The sequence below is a fragment of the Enterococcus sp. 4G2_DIV0659 genome (assembly GCF_002140715.2).
Lineage (GTDB): Bacteria > Bacillota > Bacilli > Lactobacillales > Enterococcaceae > Enterococcus_L > Enterococcus_L mansonii.
This window is the reverse complement of record NZ_NGLE02000001.1, coordinates 324,741-346,035: the sequence shown is the minus strand read 5'-3', so window position 1 is coordinate 346,035 and position 21,295 is coordinate 324,741. Positions and strand designations below refer to the sequence as shown.

Here is a 21,295-nt window from a genome sequence, read left to right as displayed (position 1 = left end):
ATTGGTTTTTCTAAACTTTTGCAAAACCCAGAAAACAAAAACGTTTGATTATTTTTCATTTAGAATGGATACACGAAAATCAATTGTTGTGTTTTTATTTAGACCTTTTGCTTCCAGCTCTATTTGTTTACAAAGTAGTTCATTGCCTTCGTAGATAGGAATGACACGATAGCGAATGGTTTCACCTTTATCTAAGGCTTGTCGGATCTGATTTTCATATTTGGTCATAAACGGTGTATTAACAGGCGTTTGATAAAGTGTGGTCAGGTTCCTAGCATCATCGCCAGAACCGCCTAACTGGCGACCGATTAGGTGACCTCTAGAATGATTGTTGGGATCTGTACCAGAAATAAAGCCAGGTGGTCGTACATCTTTATTTGCGGGAGTTCCAGTGTTGACCATTGCAGGTTTTAATAATGCATCTGCACCAGTTGCGCGACCAAGTGAATCTAACGGATGATAATCGATCCATCCTTGTTTGTTATCTGTCATCTCCTCAGCTGAGAATGTTGCGGCTCCAAGTTCTTTTGGTCCTGGGTTTTTAGAAGTGCTGTTTTGATATTGCTCTTTACTTGGCTTGGTTTGTTCCTGTGTATGGATGCCAAATAGTTCCTGTATATTGTCTGGAACTTGGATGCCAAAGACGCCCAGCGTTAAAATAATTAATAATGCCCCAAGCATAACCGCTGGACTAAACGGCGGTTTTTGTTTTTTTCTTGCCATAATTTTCTCCTAACTGAAATAAAAACTAAGGTTGGGACAAAAGCGTTTAGCTCTGAGAAATAAGAAGGACTTTCTGAAAGAGTTATTTTTGTACCACCGTTTATTCGGTTTTAGGGTGTGAGCCAAAAATGCTTTTTACTTTTGGCTCACACTCATCATTCTATTATACGAAAAAAAATCAAAAAATCAAAAGTGGGCTTTACCTGTGAGAGGACTTGTTTGACTTCTTGTGATAAAATTTCCTTGAGAGGGGATAAAAGTAATGGCATATATTGATGTAATAAATGAATACAAAAGATATCCTATGGGAGATACGACGATCAATGCAAATGATGGGATCACTTTTTCCGTAGAAAAGGGCGAAGTAGCAGTTATTTTAGGGCCCAGTGGTGCAGGGAAATCCACTGTATTGAACATTTTAGGTGGAATGGATTCCTGTGATGAAGGCCAAATTATTATCGATGGAACGGATATCGCAACATTCAATGAAAAACAATTAACGACCTATCGTAGAAATGATGTTGGCTTTGTTTTTCAGTTTTACAATCTAGTCCCTAACTTAACAACCAAAGAAAACGTAGAGTTAGCATCACAAATTGTGTCAGATGCACTGGATCCAGAAGAAGTACTCAAATCTGTTGGATTAGGTGCACGTCTAGATAACTTTCCCGCACAATTATCTGGCGGAGAACAACAGCGAGTAACGATTGCCAGAGCAATAGCCAAACGACCTAAACTGTTATTGTGTGATGAGCCGACAGGTGCGCTTGATTATGAAACAGGAAAACAAATTTTAACGATTTTACAAGAAACAGCACGTAATACAGGAACAACAGTGATTATTATCACGCATAATTCTGCTATCGCACCGATGGCAGATCGCGTGATACGTATTAATGATGCCAAGGTTCGCAGTATGACGATTAATGACGAGCCAAAACCTGTATCTGAGATAGAATGGTAGGTGCTGGCAGTGAAAAGAAGAGCGTTACTTAAAACTAGTTTTCGTGAAATTAAGCAATCAAAAACCCGTTTTTTATCAATCATGGGGATCATATTTCTCGGTGTAATGGTTTTTGTGGGCTTAAAAGCAACAGGTCCAGACATGACAATAACCGCATCAAATTATTACGAGAAGCAAAAACTACCAGATGGGAAAATTGTCTCAACACTTGGCTTGGCGAATAAAGATATTGAGGAAATTAAGCAAGTCAAAAACGTTGAAAGGGTTTCACCAAGATACACGAAAGATATTGCGGTTAGTGAACAAAATGTAGCGGTAAAATTTGTCAGTTATGATTTAAAAGAGCGACAACCACTATTAAATTATTTAACTGTAGCCGGAAGAATGCCTAAACAAAGCGGAGAAATCGTTTTAGATGATTTAGCAAAAAAACGAGGTCATTATAAATTAGGGGAAACACTTACGGTCTCAGATGAGGATGATCCAGATAGCGTGCTGAAGCAACATCAATTTAAAATTGTTGGGTTTGTCCAATCTCCTGAATATATCGAAAATACCTCTCGAGGAAATACGACGATTGGTAAGGGCTCATTAGATTTTTTGCAGTTGTACCACAAGAAGATATGGATCTTTCAGTCTATACAGAAGTGCTTTTTTCATTTAAGGACTTGCAAAAGAAAGACAGTTATTCAAAAGAGTATAAACGTCTGCGGGATAAAGATCTTACGACAATAAAAAACGCCTTAAATAATCGACCTGAACAACGGTTGGAAGAAATTCGTAACCAATCAGAAACAGCACTTGAAAAGGCTCAGCAAGAAATTACAACGGGTGAAAATGCTTTAAAAGATGCCGAAGCACAATTAGCAACGAACAAACAAGAATTAGACAAAGCGAAAGAAGCGTTAGCGCAAGCTCAAGCGGATTATACACAGCAAATCAATGCTGCAGCAAATGAACTAGCTGTAAATCAAGAAACAATTACAACGAATGAAAATGAATTGCTTAATCAACAAAGCCTGCTTGAACAAAAGAAACAAGAGTTAGCTCAAGGCGCTCAACAAGTGAGTCAGGCACAAAATTCTTTATCGGATTTACAAAAGCAACGAGATGAATTGGCAGCATCAAGTGTATCCTTGAATGAACTAGTGAATGGCTATCAAAGTCTTGCTGCATCGGTGGGACTTTTAGAAAGAGTACCAGATGACTTGATGGCAGAAAGTGTTGCGGACGCTGCGCCTCAATTACAAGGGGCCGTAGAAGCTTTAGGATCACCTAGTGGAATTGCAGCAGCGGTTAATCAATTGATTGCCCAACCTGTCAGAGGAAATATTGCTGTGGTAATGGCGGCAATCAATGAAGGATTAGCAAACATTACTCCGCAACTTGCTCAAGTGTCTCAAGGGCTAGAAAGAGTTGATCAAGCCATTGCGACGATCAATCAATCAATTGCTCAATACACGCAAGGACAACAGCAGATCAATGAAGCACAAGCACAATTAGCTTCTGGAAAAGAACAATTAATAGCTGGGCAACAACAATTGGAGCAAGCAAAAATCGATGGTCAAGCAAAATTAAATGATGCCCAAACAAAAATCAATGACGGACAAGCGGCATATGATCAAGGCTTAGCAGCGTTTCAAAAGAAAAAATCAGAGACTATACCTACACTAGAGAATGCCAAACAGCAATTAGAACAAAAGCAAAAAGAATTGGCTGATTTAAAAAAAGCAGATTATTATTATTTGACTCGTGATGATAATCCTGGCTACTCGGAGTATGAAGATAATGCTAACCGAATTTCTTCCTTGTCCACTGTTTTTCCACTCTTCTTTTTCTTGATAGCAGCTTTGGTTAGTTTAACCACAATGACACGAATGGTTGAAGAAAAACGGATGGAAATCGGCAGCTTGAAGGCTTTGGGGTATCGTAATGGCGAAATTGCTTTTAAGTTTTTCGTTTATGCAGTTATCGCTAGTATGTGTGGTGCGGTTTTAGGTTTATTTGTAGGGTATTATTTATTCCCAACGATTATTTTCGATGCATATGGACAATTATACAATATTCCTGATTTTGTTACGCCGTGGTACTTAAGTTATAGCTTAGTTGGTATTTTAGTCGCTGTTTTATGTACAGCAGGTGCGGCGATGGTGGTCTTACGTATCGACTTATTTAGTACACCAGCCAGTCTTTTACGACCAAAATCACCGAAGGCAGGACAAAGGATTTGGTTAGAACGAGTTAAACCAATCTGGAATCGATTAAGTTTTATCCAAAAAGTTACTGCTCGAAATTTATTTCGCTACAAGCAGCGAATGTTGATGACCGTACTTGGAATTGCAGGCTGCATGGCATTAATTATCACGGGATTTGGTTTAAAAGATTCGATTTCAGATATTGTTGAAGTACAATTTAATAAAATTTGGCATTATCAAGCAGTCGTGACTTTTAAAGAAGATGCAGACAAAAAAGCGCAACAAGAATATCAAACAACAATAGACAATGTAGCCAATCTAAAGCAAGCAATGCCTCTTTATGTTGAATCATTAAAAACAGTCAACGACTCAAACGCTAGCCAAAATGTTTCGATTTATGTTCCTGAACATCCCGAAAAGATTGATCAATTTATTTTATTTAATGATCGTCAAACAGGAAAAAAATATCAACTGACAGATGATGGTGTGATCATTAATGAAAAATTAGCCAATCTATTTCACTATAAAGTAGGAGATACACTTGTCCTAAAAAATAGTGATAACAAACAATATGCTTTAACAATCAAAGCGATTGCGGAAAACTACACAGGGCATTTTGCTTATCTGTCTCCTGGTTACTATGAAAAAATGTTTAAAAAGAAACTTCACTACAATACAGAATTTTTACTATTTGATAAAGATCAGACTGAAAAAAATGAAGCGACAATCGGTAAACTGTTGATGGAAAATAAAAATGTCCTAAATGTCTCTTTCCTATCCATTTCCAGTGATGCATTAGATGATACGATTCATAGTCTAAATATTGTGGTATGGGTCTTAATTACTGTGTCAGGATTATTAGCCTTCATCGTCTTGTATAATCTGACGAACATCAATATATCGGAACGAATTAGAGAGTTGTCAACGATCAAAGTACTAGGTTTTTATGATAATGAAGTAACAATGTATGTCTATCGTGAAAACATCCTATTAACATTGATTGGTATTTTCTTTGGTTGCTTCTTTGGTAAAATCGTTCACACTTACGTATTAACCACTGTAGAAGTGGATATGCTGATGTTTTCGCCGACGATCCACTGGTACAGCTATCTATATTCTGCGTTGATTACGCTATTCTTTACTTTATTAGTGATGATTTTTATGCATAGAAAATTGAAAAAAGTAGATATGATCGAAGCGTTAAAATCAAATGAATAAATTTAAGAAATAACTAGGATGAAAATAGCTTGCTCAATCTTAAAGATGCTCTTTTTATCCCGCCGTTTATTCGGTTTTTAAGGGTTCAAGAGATAACTTTTAGAGTTATGTCCCAGCTCCATCTTTAGTGAATGGTCTAACCATTCACTTCTAAGTGTTTTTGATACGTAAAGATTGAATGAAATGTAGTGCTAGACTTTTTCACACCGTTTATTGGAATTGTCCGTGACGCTAATAAAACTCGAAGAGGTATGTTCCAATCACACTTTTTTTGAGCAGTACCCATTCTTTGACTGATATTTTCAAGATTCACTGTCATTTTATCAAAAGTATTGGTAAAATATAGATATCGTTGGGAGAACGTCGGGAGAGAAGGAAAAACGTTACCAAAAAGTCTTTAACAAAGAGATAAAAGGAACGTTTTAAGGGAAAGGGCGTGAGAATGTGATACAAGGAATTCCGATTGAAACGATTTATCTATATAGTTTAATTATTTGTGCAGGAATCGCGGTATTATTAGTGATTTTTGGAGATGTATTTGATTTTGATGGACCGCTTGACCCAATGTTGCTTATTCCATGGCTAGCATTTACTTCGCTGTTTGGCTATTTAGGCGAACGCTTACTTGATTGGAATCATTGGTTGCTCTTTTTGGTAAGCGGCGGGATTGCATCCATATTCGTATTTTTCTTAAATTTTTATGTGTTGATGCCGATAAAAAATGCCGAATCAACCATATCGATTTCTGAGAAAGATATGGAAGGGAATACTGCAACAGTCGTTACACCGATTCCTGTCAGCGGAATGGGCGAGATTCAATTTAAAAGTGTCACAGGTTCTATCAGCCGCCCAGCTGCTTTTTATGCGGCGCAAGATCAACCGATCGAACGAGGTGCACAAGTGCTGATTATTGAAGTCAAAGATCGCGTGTGTTACGTCGTTCCTTACGAAGGAAGTTTACAATTATAAAAAAGAAAGGGTAGAGAAAAATGGGATTAGGGATTTTGGGACCGATTGTACTGGTTGTTTTCATTTTATTGATGATGTTGATTGTTTTTATTTCAAAATATCAAACAGCCAAACCAGACGAAGCGTTGATTATTAGTGGGAGTTACTTAGGAAACAAAAATGTACATGCCGATGAGCGTGGCAACAAAATAAAAATCGTGCGTGGCGGAGGAGCGTTTGTTCTTCCTGTCTTCCAGCGTTCAAATCGGATTAGTTTACTATCAAGTAAATTGGATGTATCGACTCCAGAAGTCTATACAGAACAAGGCGTTCCAGTCATGTGTGATGGAACATCGATCATCAAGATTGGTTCATCTGTTGAAGAAATTGCAACAGCTGCTGAACAATTTTTAGGGAAAACACGGGAAGAACTTGAAAATGAAGCTCGTGAAGTGTTAGAAGGACACTTACGTTCGATTTTAGGTTCAATGACTGTGGAAGAAATTTACCAAAACAGAGACAAATTCAGTCAAAGTGTGCAAGAAGTTGCCAGTGTCGATTTAGCAAAAATGGGTTTGATCATCGTATCATTTACCATCAAAGAAGTACGCGACAAAAATGGATACTTAGATTCTTTAGGTAAGCCAAGAATCGCACAAGTCAAACGTGATGCAGATATTGCTGAGGCCGAAGCTTGGAAGGAAACACGTATCAAAAAAGCTGAAGCAGAAAAAGAATCACAACAAGCAGAACTGCAACGTCAAACCGAAATAGCAGAAGCATCAAAAGAAAAAGAATTAAAACTTGCAACATACAAAGAAGCACAAGATATCGCTAAAGCCAAAGCTGACCAAGCCTATAACTTGGAAACAGCCAAAGCCCAACAAGAAGTTATTGCCCAAGAGATGGAAGTTAAAGTCATCGAACGTCAAAAACAAATCGAGTTGGAAGAAAAAGAAATTGTTCGTCGTGAGAAACAATACGATTCAGAAGTGAAGAAAAAAGCGGATGCAGATCGTTACGCGAAAGAACAAGAAGCTTTAGCGCAAAAAGCGCGTGAAGTGGCAGAAGCTGAAGCAGAACGTTTCCGTGTTGAATCTTTAGCTGAAGCTGAAGCGAATCAAACACGTTTAGCTGGTCAAGCAGAAGCCGAATCTATTTTAGCGCGTGGTGCTGCCGAAGCGCAAGCTAAACAAAAAATCGCTGATGCCTTCAAGGAATATGGCGAAGCAGCTGTATTAAGCATGGTTATGGAGATGTTACCACAATTAATGAAAGAAGCTGCTCAACCACTTGGCAATATTGATAAAATCTCTGTTGTCGATACTGGTGGCGGTGGTGAAAATGCAGGAGCTAACCGCATCACCAACTATGCAACAAATTTACTAGCAGGGACACAAGAAACCCTAAAAGAAACTACAGGGTTAGATGTCAAAGAATTGATAGAAAACTTCTCAAAAAAAGGAACGAACAGTAATGTAAATTTCTATACTGAGGACGAAGAAAAATAATCATTAAATAGCGATGTAGCGTTTTTCTAGCATTATACAATGTTAGGACGTTCCGTCGCTTTTTTGCTCTCTTCATTTACAGGTAAATAAATAGTGTAAATGAGTTATCTTACATTATAATGGAAAAAGATACGAAAGACTTAAAAGCGATATCCTACCGTTGTTTCTATGCTGTAAAGGAATGGGTGACAAAATGACAGAAGGTTATTTTACAATAAAAGAAATTGCGAAAATGTATGGTATTTCCACTCATACAATACGTCATTATGAAAAATTGAAAATGATCCGACCAGAAAGAAAAGAAAATAATTATCGTTTATTCTCTGAAAAAGATATTTATCGTTTGAATATCATTCGTGATTTAAAAGAGCTAGGCGTTTCATTAAAAACAATTCAGTCGTATCTAAACTATCGAACGGTAGAAAATACGACAGATCTATTGAGAGAAAATTCTAAACGACTTGAAGATGAGATTTCTCTATTGAATAGAAAATTATCAGGTATGACTTCCCGTTTAAAAATTATGGATCAGCTTAAAATGGATGAACACCAATTGAATCAACTGACAATCAAAAGTATGAAAGAGCGCCAAGGGTTTAAACGGTTAACTGAATTTACTGATGAGGCTACTTTTGAAAAAGAAATGAGACATGTATACGGAGAACTGCTTGACGTTGCAGAGTTCTATCACTTTCATTATGTAGGGGGAATACTAGACTGGCATCCACCTGGAAACAGTACATATAAAGGAGTATTTATTTTAGAAAAAAAGCTGATGAACAATCAGCTGAATCAGTTTACTTTAGAAGAAGGTGATTATGCTTCTTATTTTTATCAAGGGACATATGAGCAGACGAGTCAATCTATTGGAAAGATGGTAGCAGAATTAAAAAAAGAAAATTATCGTATTATTCCACCTTTTTATGAGTTTTATTTAATTGATTTCCATGAAACGAGTAATAAACATGAGTACCTAACAGAGATCCAAGTGAAAGTCGAAAAGCCTTGACCTTAGAATCGTTCTAACGTTTATAATTTGGTCATAAACGTTGAAGGAGGTCATTTATATGGCTAATAAGTACGATGTAATAATTGTAGGAGCTGGATTTGCAGGGTTATCTGCAGGACTGGCCCTTAAAGAAAAAGGGCTAAACACATGTATTTTAGAAGCTAGAGGTCGGGTTGGTGGACGTACAGAAACAAAATGGCTGGACAAAGACATGCAAATTGATTTAGGTGGACAATGGATTGGACCAACACAAGATAGAATGTATGAATTAGTTGAAAAATATAATGTAAAAATATTTCCAACACAACTTTTTGGGAAAGAAAAGTACTATTATTTTAATGAAATACATGATCAAGTTCCACCAGAGATGATGACAATGTTTGATGTAATTGATGATTTAGCAAAGAAGGTTAATTTAGAAGCCCCTCAAAAAAGTCCAGATATTAACTATCAAGATAGAGTTACATTTGATGCGTGGCTCCATACGCAAATAGATGATGAAGAAGTTATAGAATTTTTAGGTAGAATTTTAGCTGGTGGGCTTTTATCATCTGATGCTGGCGAAGTGTCTCTTTTTCAAGTGTTGTATTACATTGCTTCTGGCCAAGGGACAGAGATTCTTCTAGGTTCAAAAGGAGGCGCTCAACAGGACCGAATTGTTGGTGGACCTCAAGCTTTAGCAAGTAAAATGGCTGAAGACTACGGATCAGAATTGAAACTTAATCAAGTAGTCCGTACGGTTCGAAAAATGGATCAGTCTTATTTTGTGGAAACAGAGAATGGCAACTGTTATGAAACAAAATTTGTGCTTATGGCATTGCCGCCAAGCGTTCTAAATTCGAAAATTACATTTATTCCAGAATTACCAACGATGAAGAAAAAAATGCTTCAAAACATTTTACCAGGAAGTGCCTCAAAGTACCATGCAGTCTATGATAAACCATTTTGGCGTAAACAAGGTTTGTCTGGTCAATTCAACTTAAGCCAGGGCTGGATTATGGAATCAATCGATAATTCCAATGAAAATAGAGAAGAAGGAATTATTACATTTTTTGTTTATGGTGTTGATTCGATAAAATTAAATGAATTGCCAGAGGAAAAACGTAAGCAGTTACTAATAAATGAATTAGTAAAAGTATATGGTGAGCAAGCAAGAGAACCAAAGTACTTTTTAACACAAGATTGGAATGAGGAAACCTTTACAAATGGGTGTTTCACAGGTCACTTTGCACCATGTGGCTTCTTGAAGTATGGTGCAATTATCAGAGAAGAAGTAGGTGGTATCCATTGGGCTGGAACAGAAACAGCGACTATTTGGAATGGTTATTTTGAAGGTGCAGTAAGATCCGGCGAAAGAGAAGCCGAAAAAATAATAAAAAAAAATGAACTGTTGAGCATGAAAAACATGTAGTGATTATCTTATCAACGACTAAAAATAACTTACGTCAAATAAAAAGAGCTACGAGGCAATCTCGCAGCTCTTTTTATTTAGTTGAACCCATTGTTACTCTTTTTTTTGCGCTTCTATTTTTCTTTGAATCCGTTGTTTCAGTTCTTCCAATTCTTTTTCCTTCTGTTCTAACTCAGCCAAATCTTCTTCGATTTCGTGCTTTTCCTCCAACGGTTTTGGTTTGAAAAAGAAATTTAATCCAATACCAATGAATGTTCCGATGAATGTGTCAATGACACGGGCTAAAGCAAAATAAAAGGATTCACCTTGTGGAATACTCAATGAGATCAATAATAAGGTTGCGATTGCTGAGATGATACCAGAATTATTATTCATACCATCAGAAATCACGATAACTACGATCACTAAAAATGGCAATAAAAGCAATTCAACCAGAAAATCATTGGAAAAAAGATCCTTGACTAGAAAATAGACAATTGCTAGACCGCCACCTAAAGTATTCCCGAGAATTCTTGACTTACCAAAAGAAAGGCTAGTTGTTAAGTCTTGGCGTAAAGAAAAAACCGCAGCTAAAGCTGCAATCATGGGAGCGCCACGGTCAAATACTTTAAATAAAATAATGCACAACATCACCGCTAAAGCTGTTTTTAAGGTGCGTAAACCTAAACGAAAAGGACCGATTTCCATGGCTATCTCTCCTATAATCAACATTTAATCAGTTTTCTATTTAATGATAACCGAAATAGAGGTAAAATTACTAGTATTAATACGAAAGATTAATCATTTTGTGAGGAGTTGTCAAATGAAAATTGGATTACGAACGATTAAAACAGCTGTTAGTGCTACATTAGCGATGATTGTTGCAGAAAGCTTGGGACTGTTATATCCTGCATCCGCAGGGATTATCTCTGTATTAAGTGTGACGAATACAAAAAAAACATCTGTGCTAACAGGACTTTACCGCTTACTTTCCTTAGCCTTAGCCACTGGGATTGCTTATGTTTGTTTTTCTCTTTTAGGGTTTAATCCTTTTGCTTTTGGTGTGTATCTACTTTTGTTTATTCCAGGAGCCGTTTATTTTAAGCTTTCAGATGGAATCGTGGTTAGTTCGGTACTTGTTACACAGTATTTAGTAGAAAAGGATTTATCTTTTGCAATCATAGGAAATGAATTTTTGCTGATGACAATTGGTGTGGGGTTTGCTTTGCTTATGAATTTGTATATGCCAGATGTTGAAAAACGGTTGAAAGAAGATCAAGAAGTAATAGAAATAATGTTTCGTAAAATTTTGAATAATATGGCAGCACACTTGAATCAACATGGAAAAGAACGGAATTTATTTGAGTCATGTGATGAATTGAAAAGCTTTATTCGAACGGGAGAAAATTGGGCGAAAAAACATGCTGAGAATCAGTTATTATCTTCTAACGATTATTATTTAGATTATTTTACAATGCGTCGGATGCAAAGCAATAGCTTAAGAGATATGTTGCGGCTATTGGAGAAGATTACAGTGGAAGCTGAACAAGTAGAAAATATTGAAAAACTGTTGCATTATACAGCTGAAACATTTGCTAAAAATAATGATGGCCAAGAAATTTTAGACAGAATTGCTCAAGTCTATGAAGCGTACCGACAAAAAGAATTACCCAAAACAAGAGAAGAATTTGAGAATCGTGCGCAATTATTTCAACTACTGCAAGTATTCGAATCGTTTATACAAATTAAAGCGGAGTTTGCTAAACATCAGAATGAAAAATAGAAGGCACCCTCATCATCGATTAATGAGTCTACCCTCTGATTTTACACATAGTTTAGTTCAACAGTTTGTATACATTTCTTCTAACCAGAATCATTTGTTCCAAGTTTGTTGCATCTGATCCAAAATAGCAATGACCTCTTTTGTTAAAAATAAAGAACGGTTAGGCAGTCGCCCTTCGATCATTTCAACCATATTAGTGATTTCATAATTTAAGGCTTGATCGCTAGAACCTGAGACGATGGTTTCAGTCGTACCATCATTAAAAAAGATTTTTGCTTCATCTGCACGGGGATACTCATTAATAACGATGTAGGCATTTTCAAAGGCAACAATTCCTTGTTTAGGCATTTTTGCTTGAAAGCTTAAGGAAATTGTAGCCATTTCTTGGTGATCATTTTGTAAAATAGTCGCTGATTGTTCATCGACACCTGTTGAAAAAGGCTGCATAACAGAAGCGATTACTGTAGGCTGAGAGGTTAAAAACCAACGAGCAAAGGAAACGGCATAAGTACCGATGTCTAACAAAGCCCCACCAGCCAAGTCTGGATTAAAGAAACGATTGTCAGGATCAGGTTCTTTGTAACTACCAAAAGGTGCTTGAATCATTTTTAATTTTCCAAAGCGCCCAGAATCAATTTGACTTTTTAGTTCATGATATAAAGGCATATTGAAAATCGTCATCGCTTCAGCTAATAGTAGATTTTTTTCTTTAGCTAATGTCATTGCTTGGGTCAGCTCATCACTCGTCATCGTAATAGCTTTTTCACATAGAACATGTTTTCCAGCGTTCAAAGCTTTTAAGATGTGTTCAATATGTTGTCTATTAGGAACTGCTACGTAAATGATATCGATAGCTGGATCACTTAGTAATTCTTCAAATGATCCATAAGCCTTGGGAATATTGTGTTCCTTAGCAAAAGCTTCCGCCTTTGCCAACGTTCTAGAAGCGACAGCAGCTAATACACTATTATCTTGCTGAAAACTATCCGCAAAACTAGCTGCAATCTCTCCAAGTCCAATAATCCCCCATTGATAAAGTTTCATGATTGATTCCTCCTAAAATTAAAAGCATAGCGGGCTCGTCAAGCATCGACAGAAAAATAGGGAGAGAGGATGTGGCGCTTTTCAGCCACAAGCCTGTCGCCTCTTTTTTCCGAGAAGCTAGCCCGCGGAGCTAGATAGATTAAAAGCATAGCGGGCTCGTCAAGCATCGACAGAAAAATAGGGAGAGAGGATGTGGCGTTTTTCAGCCACAAGCCTGTCGCCTCTTTTTTCCGAGAAGCTAGCCCGCGGAGCTAGATAGATTAAAAGCATAGCGGGCTCGTCAAGCATCGACAGAAAAATAGGGAGAGAGGATGTGGCGCTTTTCAGCCACAAGCCTACCGCCTCTTTTTTCCGAGAAGCTAGCCCACAAGTCGTCCTTCTTTATTATACATGAGAACTTTAAAATCATGGACTATTTTGGACAAAAGACTCTGGTTGTCTAGTTTGTTATAGGAAAAGTCAGATGTTTTTTAAATTTACGAAAATAAGTGATTGAAACAGATGCATTTTTTGATTATTTTCAGTAAAATGTAAGGAGGAGGCGAGAGGTATGCACCAAATGTATATAGATATTCTTATTGATGCGATTAAGGAACAATATGATACAGAAGAAAAATTCTATACAGACTATCTTCAAACATCAAAAGAAAATTGGGACAACTGGAAAAATGGCAGAAGTAATCTTACGAGTGAAGAAATGCAAAAAGTTAAGAACTTATTTACAGATTACGAATGGATGCTTACGCAAAAAGTGTTACGCCAAACCATTTTATTTCCGGAAAAAAGAAATATCGCTGTTTCTGAATACAAACGTTTAAAAACATTAATCGCTAAAAGTTGGTTGAAATCAGGTGCAGGTGTTGCTGAGTTGATCCCATCCAAAAATAATCATGAAGAAAAAAATCAAGCATTCATAGATTTAAAAGTGACTATTTCTTATGGCGAATGGGGATTTGATGATATTGTGACTTTCCGTTTACCTGCTACAGTGCAAGGACAATTGGACGGGTCAAAAGTAGAGTTATTAGATTGGGTGAATGAAAATTTGATGGGTACATATGTTGGTGAATAAGTAAGCGAGGGAGATTTTTTTGTGAAGCAGATTCTAGGTATTTTATCCGTCATTATAGTACTAGGTGCTGTTATTTTTGTTTTTTTCGGACAGAGCCCATCCAAAGATAAACCAATGAATACAAGTGAAGGTACAAAAGAAACAACGACATCTGAAGTGCAAACAAAACAATCGACAACTACGACTACAACAGCTGGTAATTGATTATATAAAGTAAAACTGATATAATCAGTCAGCCATTGTTCTATGCCAAATGTAATAGGCACAGGAACGAATATACAACAAAGTAGGGAATGTATGAACAGTCAAAGGTATAAAAAGAAAAAAGTGAGAAAAAACAATTTACCAGCATTGTTTGCAGGTTTGTTAATTGTGGGAGTAGTGTTTATTTTTTCAATCAATATTTTATCTGATAGCTCAGAAACAGAAGTTGAGACAGCTCAGCAAAATGAGCAAGTATCAAAAGAACAATTTATTGATAGAATCAGTCCTCATGCGAAAGAATTACAAGCTTCGTACGGCGTTTTACCAAGTATTATTATTGGACAAGGAATTTTAGAATCAAATTGGGGACAAAGTACGCTAGCGTCCAAATACAATAATTTATTTGGGATCAAAGCATACGGCAATCAGAAAAAAATCAATCTTGAAACAAAAGAGTATATCAATGAAGAGTGGATCGTCATCCAAGGGGACTTTAGGGTATATAATACTTGGGAAGAGTCGATGGATGACCATACGCGGTTGTTTGTTAATGGTGTGACATGGAATCCTCGTTTATATGAGCATGTTCTTTTAGCCAAAAATTATAAACAGGCGGCAAAAGCTTTACAAGATGCTGGATATGCCACTGATCCTACATACGCAGACAAAGTGATCCACGTGATTGAAAGCTACGATCTTGATCAATATGATCACTGAGATAAAAAGGAGTGTATTGGATGAATGAAAAATGGGTTCCCGAAATTGTCACACCGTTAAAGCAAGATATCGTTCAAGTGCCAAAAGTCATTGCAAAAGCAAGTGGTATCAGAATTTTTGGCAAAAAAATTAAATCAATTATTTTTACAACAGATATTGCTATTATTAGAAATACAGATGCGAATGCAGTTATTGCGGTGTATCCATTTACACCGCATCCAGCCATTACAAAAAGTATTATTGAAGCAGCGGATATTCCTGTTTTTTCTGGTGTGGGAGGCGGTCTAACACAAGGACAGCGCTCAGCTTATATGAGTTTATTTGCAGAAGCCCAAGGGTCGATTGGGGTGGTTTTAAATGGCCCAACACCTGTGGAAACAGTTGAAATGGTCTGTGAGGTTGTAGATATTCCTGTTGTGAGTACAGTTACATCAATTCATACGCCTATTGATGAGAAATTGGCAGCAGGAGTGACAATGATCAATATTAGCGCAGGGAAGGAGACGGCAAAAACAGTTAAGTTTTTCCGTGATAACTATCCAGAGCTGCCAATTATTGCTACAGGAGGCCCAACTGATGCTTCCATTGAAGAGACAATTGAAGCAGGAGCGAATGCGATTACTTACACACCGCCGAGTAATGGTGAATTGTTCAGCCATAAAATGGACAAATACCGAAATTTAGAAAAACCAACTAATCAGTAAAAAATATGAAGTATAGTTCACACAATCTTTCGAGCTGATGATAAAGTAGAGCGAACCGAAGAATCGGCGCTCTGCTTTTTTTGTTCGTTTTTTCAATTTTTTAAACAAATATAAGTCGTTGAAATTTTTATTTATACGTTGAAAACTGTAACGTTTTAGCAGTTTTTTGATAAGAATGATCGGATAATGTGAAAACTTTAATTGAAAAATTTCAGTATTTCGTTGAAATTTTCAGCATTTTGTACTATTGTATAGTAATACAAAGAAGCTTATATATGGTCATAATATGGATGACCGTCTCTACCCAACACCGTAAATGTTGGTCTATAAGTAAAAAAGTGTTTAATGCCCTTTTTTGCTTACGCAAGAAAGGCTTTTTTGTTTTCAAAAAAGAATAGACAAGAGAAAAATTGTTGAAGGAGCAGGAAAAAAATGGATGAATTAGTGAAACGAATCAAAGCAGATGGGCGAGTATTAGGTGAAGGTGTCTTAAAAGTAGATAGTTTTGTGACTCACCAAGTTGATCCCGATTTGATGGCAGCGATCGGATATCGTTTTGCTGAAGTGTTTGCAGATGCTGGTATTACAAAAGTTGTGACAATCGAGGCTTCTGGTATTGCACCAGCCGTTTTTGCGGCACAAAAATTAGGCGTGCCGATGATTTTTGCGCGTAAAGCAAAAAGTTTAACGATGGATGAAGAATTGTTGACATCTTCCGTGTATTCATTTACCAAACAAGTAACAAGTCAAATTTCTATTTCACGAAAATTCTTATCTAGTGAAGACAAGGTTTTGATTATTGATGATTTCTTAGCGAATGGTCAGGCGGCAAAAGGGTTAGTAGAATTGTGTCAACAAGCAGGAGCTGAGGTAGATGGTATTGGTATCGTTATTGAAAAATCTTTCCAAGATGGACGGGCTCTGCTAGAGGAGATGGGTATGCGTGTTGTGTCCTTGGCTCGTATTGCTTCTTTACAAAATGGAACAGTTGAATTTCTTGAGGGGGATGCATAAGCTTGGAAAGTAAAATAAAACAAATGGATAAACAGAACCAATCAGAAACACAAAATCAAAATGGCAAAGCGGCAGTATTAGGCTTACAACATTTATTAGCGATGTATGCTGGAGCAGTGGCCGTTCCATTATTGATTGGGACAGGGCTGAATTTTAATTCAGAGCAAATGACTTATTTGATTTCTATTGATATTTTCATGTGTGGTATTGCGACATTATTGCAGCTAACAGTGAATAAATTTTTTGGAATTGGTTTACCAGTAGTTTTAGGTTGTGCAATTCAAGCAGTAGCACCATTAATCATGATTGGTAGCGATAAAGGCGTAGGGGCAATTTACGGATCGATCATTGCATCAGGGATTTTTGTTGTTCTTGTGTCAGGAATGTTTTCAAAGATTAAAAAATTATTTCCTCCGTTGGTAACTGGAACAGTTATCACTGTGATAGGTTTGACTTTAATACCAGTAGCCGTTGAAAAAATGGGTGGAGGTCAAGCAACTGCGACTAATTTTGGAGAGACCACTAATTTACTTTTAGCTTTTGTAACGATTGGTTTGATTATTGTTGTTCAAGTTTGGGGACGAGGATTTATAAAGTCAATCGCCGTTTTAGTGGGCTTAGTTGGTGGAACAATCCTTGCTGCCGTATTAGGACAAGTCAATTTGGCGCCTGTTGGTGAAGCAACATGGTTCCATTTTCCTCAACCTTTTTATTTTGGTACACCAACTTTTGATTTTTCGTCTATTCTTTTGATGATTATTATTTCTATAGTAAGTATGGTTGAGTCGACAGGGGTTTATTTTGCGTTAGGAGATATTACAGGGAAGAAAGTCGGAGAAGAAGAGTTGAAAAAAGGATACCGTGCGGAAGGATTGGCCGTTATCTTAGGTGGAATCTTTAATACATTTCCTTATACTGGTTTTTCCCAAAATGTTGGTTTAGTTCAACTTTCAGGGATCAAAACTCGCCGCCCGATTTATTATTCAGCGTTCTTTTTGATAGCGTTGGGGTTATTACCAAAAGTTGGCGCTGTTGCTCAGATTATTCCAGAACCTGTATTAGGCGGTGGAATGTTAGTCATGTTTGGCATGGTGGCAGTGCAAGGAATGCGGATGTTATCAAAAGTTGATTATACAAATGATAAGAATTTGTTGATCATTGCCATTTCTATCGGTTTTGGTTTGGGATTCAATATGATTCCTACATTGTTCCAGCAAATGCCAGAAACGGTCAGAATGTTTACTGGAAATGGGATTGTAATGAGTAGTTTAACGGCGATAATTTTGAATTTATTATTTAACGGATTGAAAAGTCAAGAAGGATCTGAAGAAGTGTAACAATGAGAAAAACCGGATGATTTTCTGGTTTTTCTTTTTTTGTTTGTATATAACGAACATTAAGATTAAAAAAATCTTTATTATTCGATTTTACTTTGACAGTTGTCTGTTCCGTTGATAAAATAAAAGTGAATAAAAAAGGAAGGGGAATATCATGTCTGTCTTAGTTTCAGTGATTATGGGAAGTGCATCTGACTGGGAAACAATGAAACATGCTTGTGATAGTTTGGATGAGTTTGGTATTTCTTACGAAAAAAAAGTTGTTTCTGCGCATAGAACGCCTGATTATATGTTTGAATTTGCAGAGAATGCGCGTAGTCGTGGAATCAAAGTGATTATTGCTGGAGCAGGTGGTGCGGCTCATTTACCAGGCATGGTGGCGGCTAAAACAACGTTACCGGTAATCGGTGTCCCAGTTCAGTCGAAAGCGTTGAATGGGCTAGATTCATTACTGTCCATTGTTCAAATGCCAGGTGGCGTCCCTGTTGCGACGACTGCTATTGGAAAAGCGGGTGCATTGAACGCCGGACTGCTTGCAGTTCAGATGCTTTCCATGTATGATGTAGAGTTAGCAGGGAAATTAGATGAACGTCGTAAATTTCTCGAAGAAACTGTGATGGAAAGTAGTGATGAGCTTGAATAACCCACTATTACCGGGTCAAATGATCGGTATTATCGGCGGTGGCCAGTTAGGCAGAATGATGGCGCTTAGTGCACGGGAAATGGGTTTTCGTGTTGGCGTTTTAGATCCAACGGTTGATTGTCCCGCAGCACAAGTAGCAGACTGGCATTTATTAGCTGATTATGACGATTTGGAAGCCTTAGAAGAGCTGGCAAAACGTTGCCAGGTACTGACTTATGAATTTGAAAATGTTGATGTTGAGGCATTGATGCATGTTCAGGAGTTTGTAAATATTCCACAAGGAACAGATCTTTTAGCGATTACTCAAGATCGATTGCTGGAAAAATCATTTTTAGAAGCGAATAATATTGTTATTGCACCCTACGCTACAATTGTTAGCCCTACGGATATCCAAGAAGCAATTGATGGAATCGGTTATCCTTGCGTATTGAAAACAACAAGAGGCGGTTATGACGGAAAAGGGCAGTTTGTGCTATACAGCACCTCTGATTTAGCTCCTTCTATGAATCTTCTTAGAGAAGGTACTTGTGTGCTAGAGGCTTGGATACCGTACGAAAAAGAAATCTCTGTTTTAGTGAGCGGTAATGGAAAAGGAGAAATCACCGTATTTCCTGTAGTTGAAAATATTCATCGCCAAAATATTCTCCATGAAACAATTGCTCCTGCAAGAGTTGATGAAGAAGTAATTGAAGAAGCGCAACGAATTGCTCGTGTTATAGCCGAAGCAGTTGATTTAGCTGGAACGCTAGCTGTCGAAATGTTTTTAACGAGTAATGGCGGGATCTATGTGAACGAATTGGCACCAAGACCTCATAATTCAGGACATTATTCAATTGAAGCATGTTCCATTAGTCAATTTGATACGCATATCCGTGGTATCTGTGGATGGCCGTTGCCAGAAGTTGAGTTATTATCAGAAGCGGTGATGGTTAATATTTTAGGGAATGAGATTTACGAAACGATGGATATCATTGCTGATAAACCAGATTGGCATTTTCATTATTATGGAAAAGCCGATGCAAAACCAGGCAGAAAAATGGGACATATTACAATTTTAACAGACGATATTTTTGATACATTAGAAGATATTTATCAAACCAGTATTTGGGATTAAAAAGGAGCTAATAAACGAATGATTGATCGTTATACACGACCTGAGATGGGTGCTATTTGGACAGATGAAAACCGCTATAAAGCTTGGTTGGAAGTAGAGATTCTAGCTGACGAAGCTTGGGCAGAACTTGGAGAAATTCCTAAAGAAGATGTACAAAAAATTCGTGACAATGCTTCCTTTGATGTAGACCGGATTTTAGAAATTGAAGCAGAAACGAGACATGATGTGGTGGCGTTTACTCGCGCTGTTTCTGAAACTTTAGGTGAAGAGCGTAAATGGGTTCATTATGGTCTAACAAGTACAGATGTAGTGGATACTGCTTATGGCTATTTATTGAAACAAGCAAATGATATTTTGCGAGAAGATTTAAAGAAATTTACAGCAATTATTGGAGAAAAAGCTAAAGAACATAAAGACACTGTAATGATGGGACGTACACATGGCGTCCATGCCGAACCAACCACATTTGGCTTAAAGTTAGCTCTTTGGTATTCTGAAATGAAAAGAAATGTGGAACGTTTTGAACATGCAGCTAAAGGTGTAGAAGCTGGAAAAATCAGTGGCGCAGTAGGAACATTTGCCAATATTTCTCCTTTTGTAGAAGAATACGTTTGTGGAAAGCTTGGCATTCGAGCACAAGAAATTTCGACACAAGTTCTCCCTCGTGATTTACATGCTGAATATGTATCAGCGATGGCATTAGTTGCAACGAGCATTGAAAAATTTGCTACAGAAATCCGTGCTTTACAAAAATCTGAAACACGAGAAGTAGAAGAATTTTTTGCTAAAGGACAAAAAGGGTCTTCAGCGATGCCTCATAAACGAAACCCAATCGGTTCAGAAAATATGACTGGACTTGCTCGGGTGATTCGCGGTCACATGATAACAGCTTATGAAAATGTGACTTTGTGGCATGAGCGTGATATTTCTCATTCCTCTGCCGAACGGATCATTATTCCTGATACAACGATTTTATTAGATTATATGCTGAATCGTTTTTCAAACATTGTAGAAAATTTAACCGTATTCCCTGAAAACATGAAACGAAATATGGACGCAACCTACGGATTGATTTATAGCCAACGTGTATTATTGAAATTGATTGATCATGGAATGGCAAGAGAAGCAGCGTATGATTTGGTTCAACCAAAAACAGCATATGCATGGGATCATCAGACGGCCTTTAGACCATTATTGGAAGCAGATGAAAAAATCACTTCAATTTTAACAAAAGAAGAACTGGATGATGCATTTGATTATAATTATCATTTAAAAAATGTTGATGTTATTTTTAAACGTGTAGGTTTGGCTTAAATCCATAGAAAAATAAAAAAGCGTTCGGACGAAATCAACTTTTCGTCCGAACGCTTTTTTATCTCACTAAAGTAATTCAACATAGCTGTCAAAATATTGCTCAATAAAATATGTTTCCTTAATGATTGTTTCTTCTGTAATTGTTGTCCCCTCTGGTATGACGATCCATTTTGTTTCATTATCATCCCTTCGATGAATCACTGCAGCCACAATACCTGTAAAAGAAGTAACTTTTTTAGGGAGGATGTTTAAAATGTAAGCATCCTGTTCTTCATTATCGCCACCGATTACACCTTGAATGAAACCATAATTCACAGGATAAACAGTCCCAAAAGAATCTTGATAACCAATTTCTCGATCAACAGTCACTATAACCTTTAGCCTTTCCATA

General features: G+C 37.1%; 19 protein-coding genes, 1 pseudogene and 1 riboswitch. Of the genes and pseudogenes, 16 read left to right on the top strand and 4 right to left on the bottom strand.

Going from position 1 to position 21,295, the window contains the following annotated elements; translation table 11 throughout:
* Positions 1-48: 48 nt before the first annotated feature.
* Positions 49-723, bottom strand: coding sequence for a DNA/RNA non-specific endonuclease (locus A5880_RS01650; RefSeq protein WP_086331481.1), 675 nt, complete (start codon positions 721-723; stop codon positions 49-51).
* A gap of 262 nt (positions 724-985) precedes the next feature.
* Here A5880_RS01650 and A5880_RS01645 point away from each other — a divergent pair, with 262 nt between their 5' ends.
* The 6 genes and pseudogenes from A5880_RS01645 (at position 986) to A5880_RS01615 (ending at position 9,979) form a co-directional block, all read left to right on the top strand.
* Positions 986-1,687, top strand: coding sequence for an ABC transporter ATP-binding protein (locus A5880_RS01645; RefSeq protein WP_086331480.1), 702 nt, complete (start codon positions 986-988; stop codon positions 1,685-1,687).
* Positions 1,688-1,696: 9 nt separating this feature from the next.
* A pseudogene (locus A5880_RS01635) lies at positions 1,697-5,100 on the top strand (FtsX-like permease family protein).
* A gap of 444 nt (positions 5,101-5,544) precedes the next feature.
* Positions 5,545-6,069 (top strand): NfeD family membrane protein, encoded by a 525-nt coding sequence (locus A5880_RS01630; protein WP_086331479.1) that lies wholly within the window; start codon positions 5,545-5,547, stop codon positions 6,067-6,069.
* Between the two features lie 20 nt (positions 6,070-6,089).
* On the top strand, positions 6,090-7,559 hold the full coding sequence (locus tag A5880_RS01625; protein ID WP_086331478.1) for a flotillin family protein: 1,470 nt from the start codon (positions 6,090-6,092) through the stop codon (positions 7,557-7,559).
* Between the two features lie 193 nt (positions 7,560-7,752).
* The gene (locus A5880_RS01620; RefSeq protein WP_218776235.1) at positions 7,753-8,568 is read left to right on the top strand and encodes a MerR family transcriptional regulator; all 816 of its coding nucleotides are present in this window, start codon (positions 7,753-7,755) and stop codon (positions 8,566-8,568) included.
* 58 nt (positions 8,569-8,626) lie between these two features.
* The gene (locus A5880_RS01615) at positions 8,627-9,979 is read left to right on the top strand and encodes a flavin monoamine oxidase family protein (RefSeq protein ID WP_086331476.1); all 1,353 of its coding nucleotides are present in this window, start codon (positions 8,627-8,629) and stop codon (positions 9,977-9,979) included.
* Positions 9,980-10,072: 93 nt separating this feature from the next.
* Here A5880_RS01615 and A5880_RS01610 read toward each other — a convergent pair whose 3' ends face one another.
* Positions 10,073-10,666: an FUSC family protein gene (locus tag A5880_RS01610; RefSeq protein WP_086331475.1), complete on the bottom strand. Its 594-nt coding sequence runs from the start codon at positions 10,664-10,666 to the stop codon at positions 10,073-10,075.
* A 115-nt stretch (positions 10,667-10,781) separates the two neighbouring features.
* Here A5880_RS01610 and A5880_RS01605 point away from each other — a divergent pair, with 115 nt between their 5' ends.
* On the top strand, positions 10,782-11,741 hold the full coding sequence (locus tag A5880_RS01605) for an aromatic acid exporter family protein (protein ID WP_086331474.1): 960 nt from the start codon (positions 10,782-10,784) through the stop codon (positions 11,739-11,741).
* 90 nt (positions 11,742-11,831) lie between these two features.
* Here A5880_RS01605 and A5880_RS01600 read toward each other — a convergent pair whose 3' ends face one another.
* Positions 11,832-12,785 carry a Gfo/Idh/MocA family protein gene (locus tag A5880_RS01600; protein WP_086331473.1) on the bottom strand — a complete coding sequence of 318 codons (954 nt, stop codon included), beginning with the start codon at positions 12,783-12,785 and terminating at the stop codon, positions 11,832-11,834.
* 550 nt (positions 12,786-13,335) lie between these two features.
* Between A5880_RS01600 and A5880_RS01595 the strand changes: the two genes are divergently transcribed.
* The 9 genes from A5880_RS01595 to purB all read left to right on the top strand — a co-directional run bounded on the left by A5880_RS01595 (position 13,336) and on the right by purB (position 20,904).
* Positions 13,336-13,857, top strand: coding sequence for a hypothetical protein (locus A5880_RS01595; protein WP_086331472.1), 522 nt, complete (start codon positions 13,336-13,338; stop codon positions 13,855-13,857).
* A gap of 21 nt (positions 13,858-13,878) precedes the next feature.
* On the top strand, positions 13,879-14,061 hold the full coding sequence (locus A5880_RS01590; RefSeq protein WP_086331471.1) for a hypothetical protein: 183 nt from the start codon (positions 13,879-13,881) through the stop codon (positions 14,059-14,061).
* A gap of 93 nt (positions 14,062-14,154) precedes the next feature.
* Entirely contained in the window at positions 14,155-14,778 is a 624-nt protein-coding gene (locus A5880_RS01585; protein WP_086331470.1) for a glycoside hydrolase family 73 protein, read from the top strand.
* Positions 14,779-14,798: 20 nt separating this feature from the next.
* Positions 14,799-15,482 (top strand): beta/alpha barrel domain-containing protein, encoded by a 684-nt coding sequence (locus tag A5880_RS01580; RefSeq protein ID WP_086331469.1) that lies wholly within the window; start codon positions 14,799-14,801, stop codon positions 15,480-15,482.
* Positions 15,483-15,731: 249 nt separating this feature from the next.
* Positions 15,732-15,829: riboswitch (purine riboswitch) on the top strand.
* An 85-nt stretch (positions 15,830-15,914) separates the two neighbouring features.
* Positions 15,915-16,496 (top strand): xanthine phosphoribosyltransferase, encoded by a 582-nt coding sequence (locus A5880_RS01575; RefSeq protein ID WP_086331468.1) that lies wholly within the window; start codon positions 15,915-15,917, stop codon positions 16,494-16,496.
* 23 nt (positions 16,497-16,519) lie between these two features.
* Positions 16,520-17,833 carry a nucleobase:cation symporter-2 family protein gene (locus A5880_RS01570; RefSeq protein ID WP_086331970.1) on the top strand — a complete coding sequence of 438 codons (1,314 nt, stop codon included), beginning with the start codon at positions 16,520-16,522 and terminating at the stop codon, positions 17,831-17,833.
* A 154-nt stretch (positions 17,834-17,987) separates the two neighbouring features.
* Complete coding sequence (purE, locus tag A5880_RS01565; RefSeq protein ID WP_086331467.1) at positions 17,988-18,476, top strand: 5-(carboxyamino)imidazole ribonucleotide mutase; 489 nt, start codon at positions 17,988-17,990, stop codon at positions 18,474-18,476.
* A complete protein-coding gene (gene purK, locus A5880_RS01560; protein ID WP_086331466.1) occupies positions 18,463-19,590 on the top strand; it encodes a 5-(carboxyamino)imidazole ribonucleotide synthase in 1,128 nt (375 codons plus the stop codon). Before purE ends, purK begins: the two co-directional genes overlap by 14 nt.
* A gap of 18 nt (positions 19,591-19,608) precedes the next feature.
* The gene (purB, locus tag A5880_RS01555) at positions 19,609-20,904 is read left to right on the top strand and encodes an adenylosuccinate lyase (protein WP_086331465.1); all 1,296 of its coding nucleotides are present in this window, start codon (positions 19,609-19,611) and stop codon (positions 20,902-20,904) included.
* A gap of 66 nt (positions 20,905-20,970) precedes the next feature.
* On the opposite strand, the gene A5880_RS01550 is transcribed toward purB, so the two are convergent.
* Positions 20,971-21,294, bottom strand: coding sequence for an inorganic pyrophosphatase (locus A5880_RS01550; RefSeq protein ID WP_086331464.1), 324 nt, complete (start codon positions 21,292-21,294; stop codon positions 20,971-20,973).
* Position 21,295: the final 1 nt, after the last annotated feature.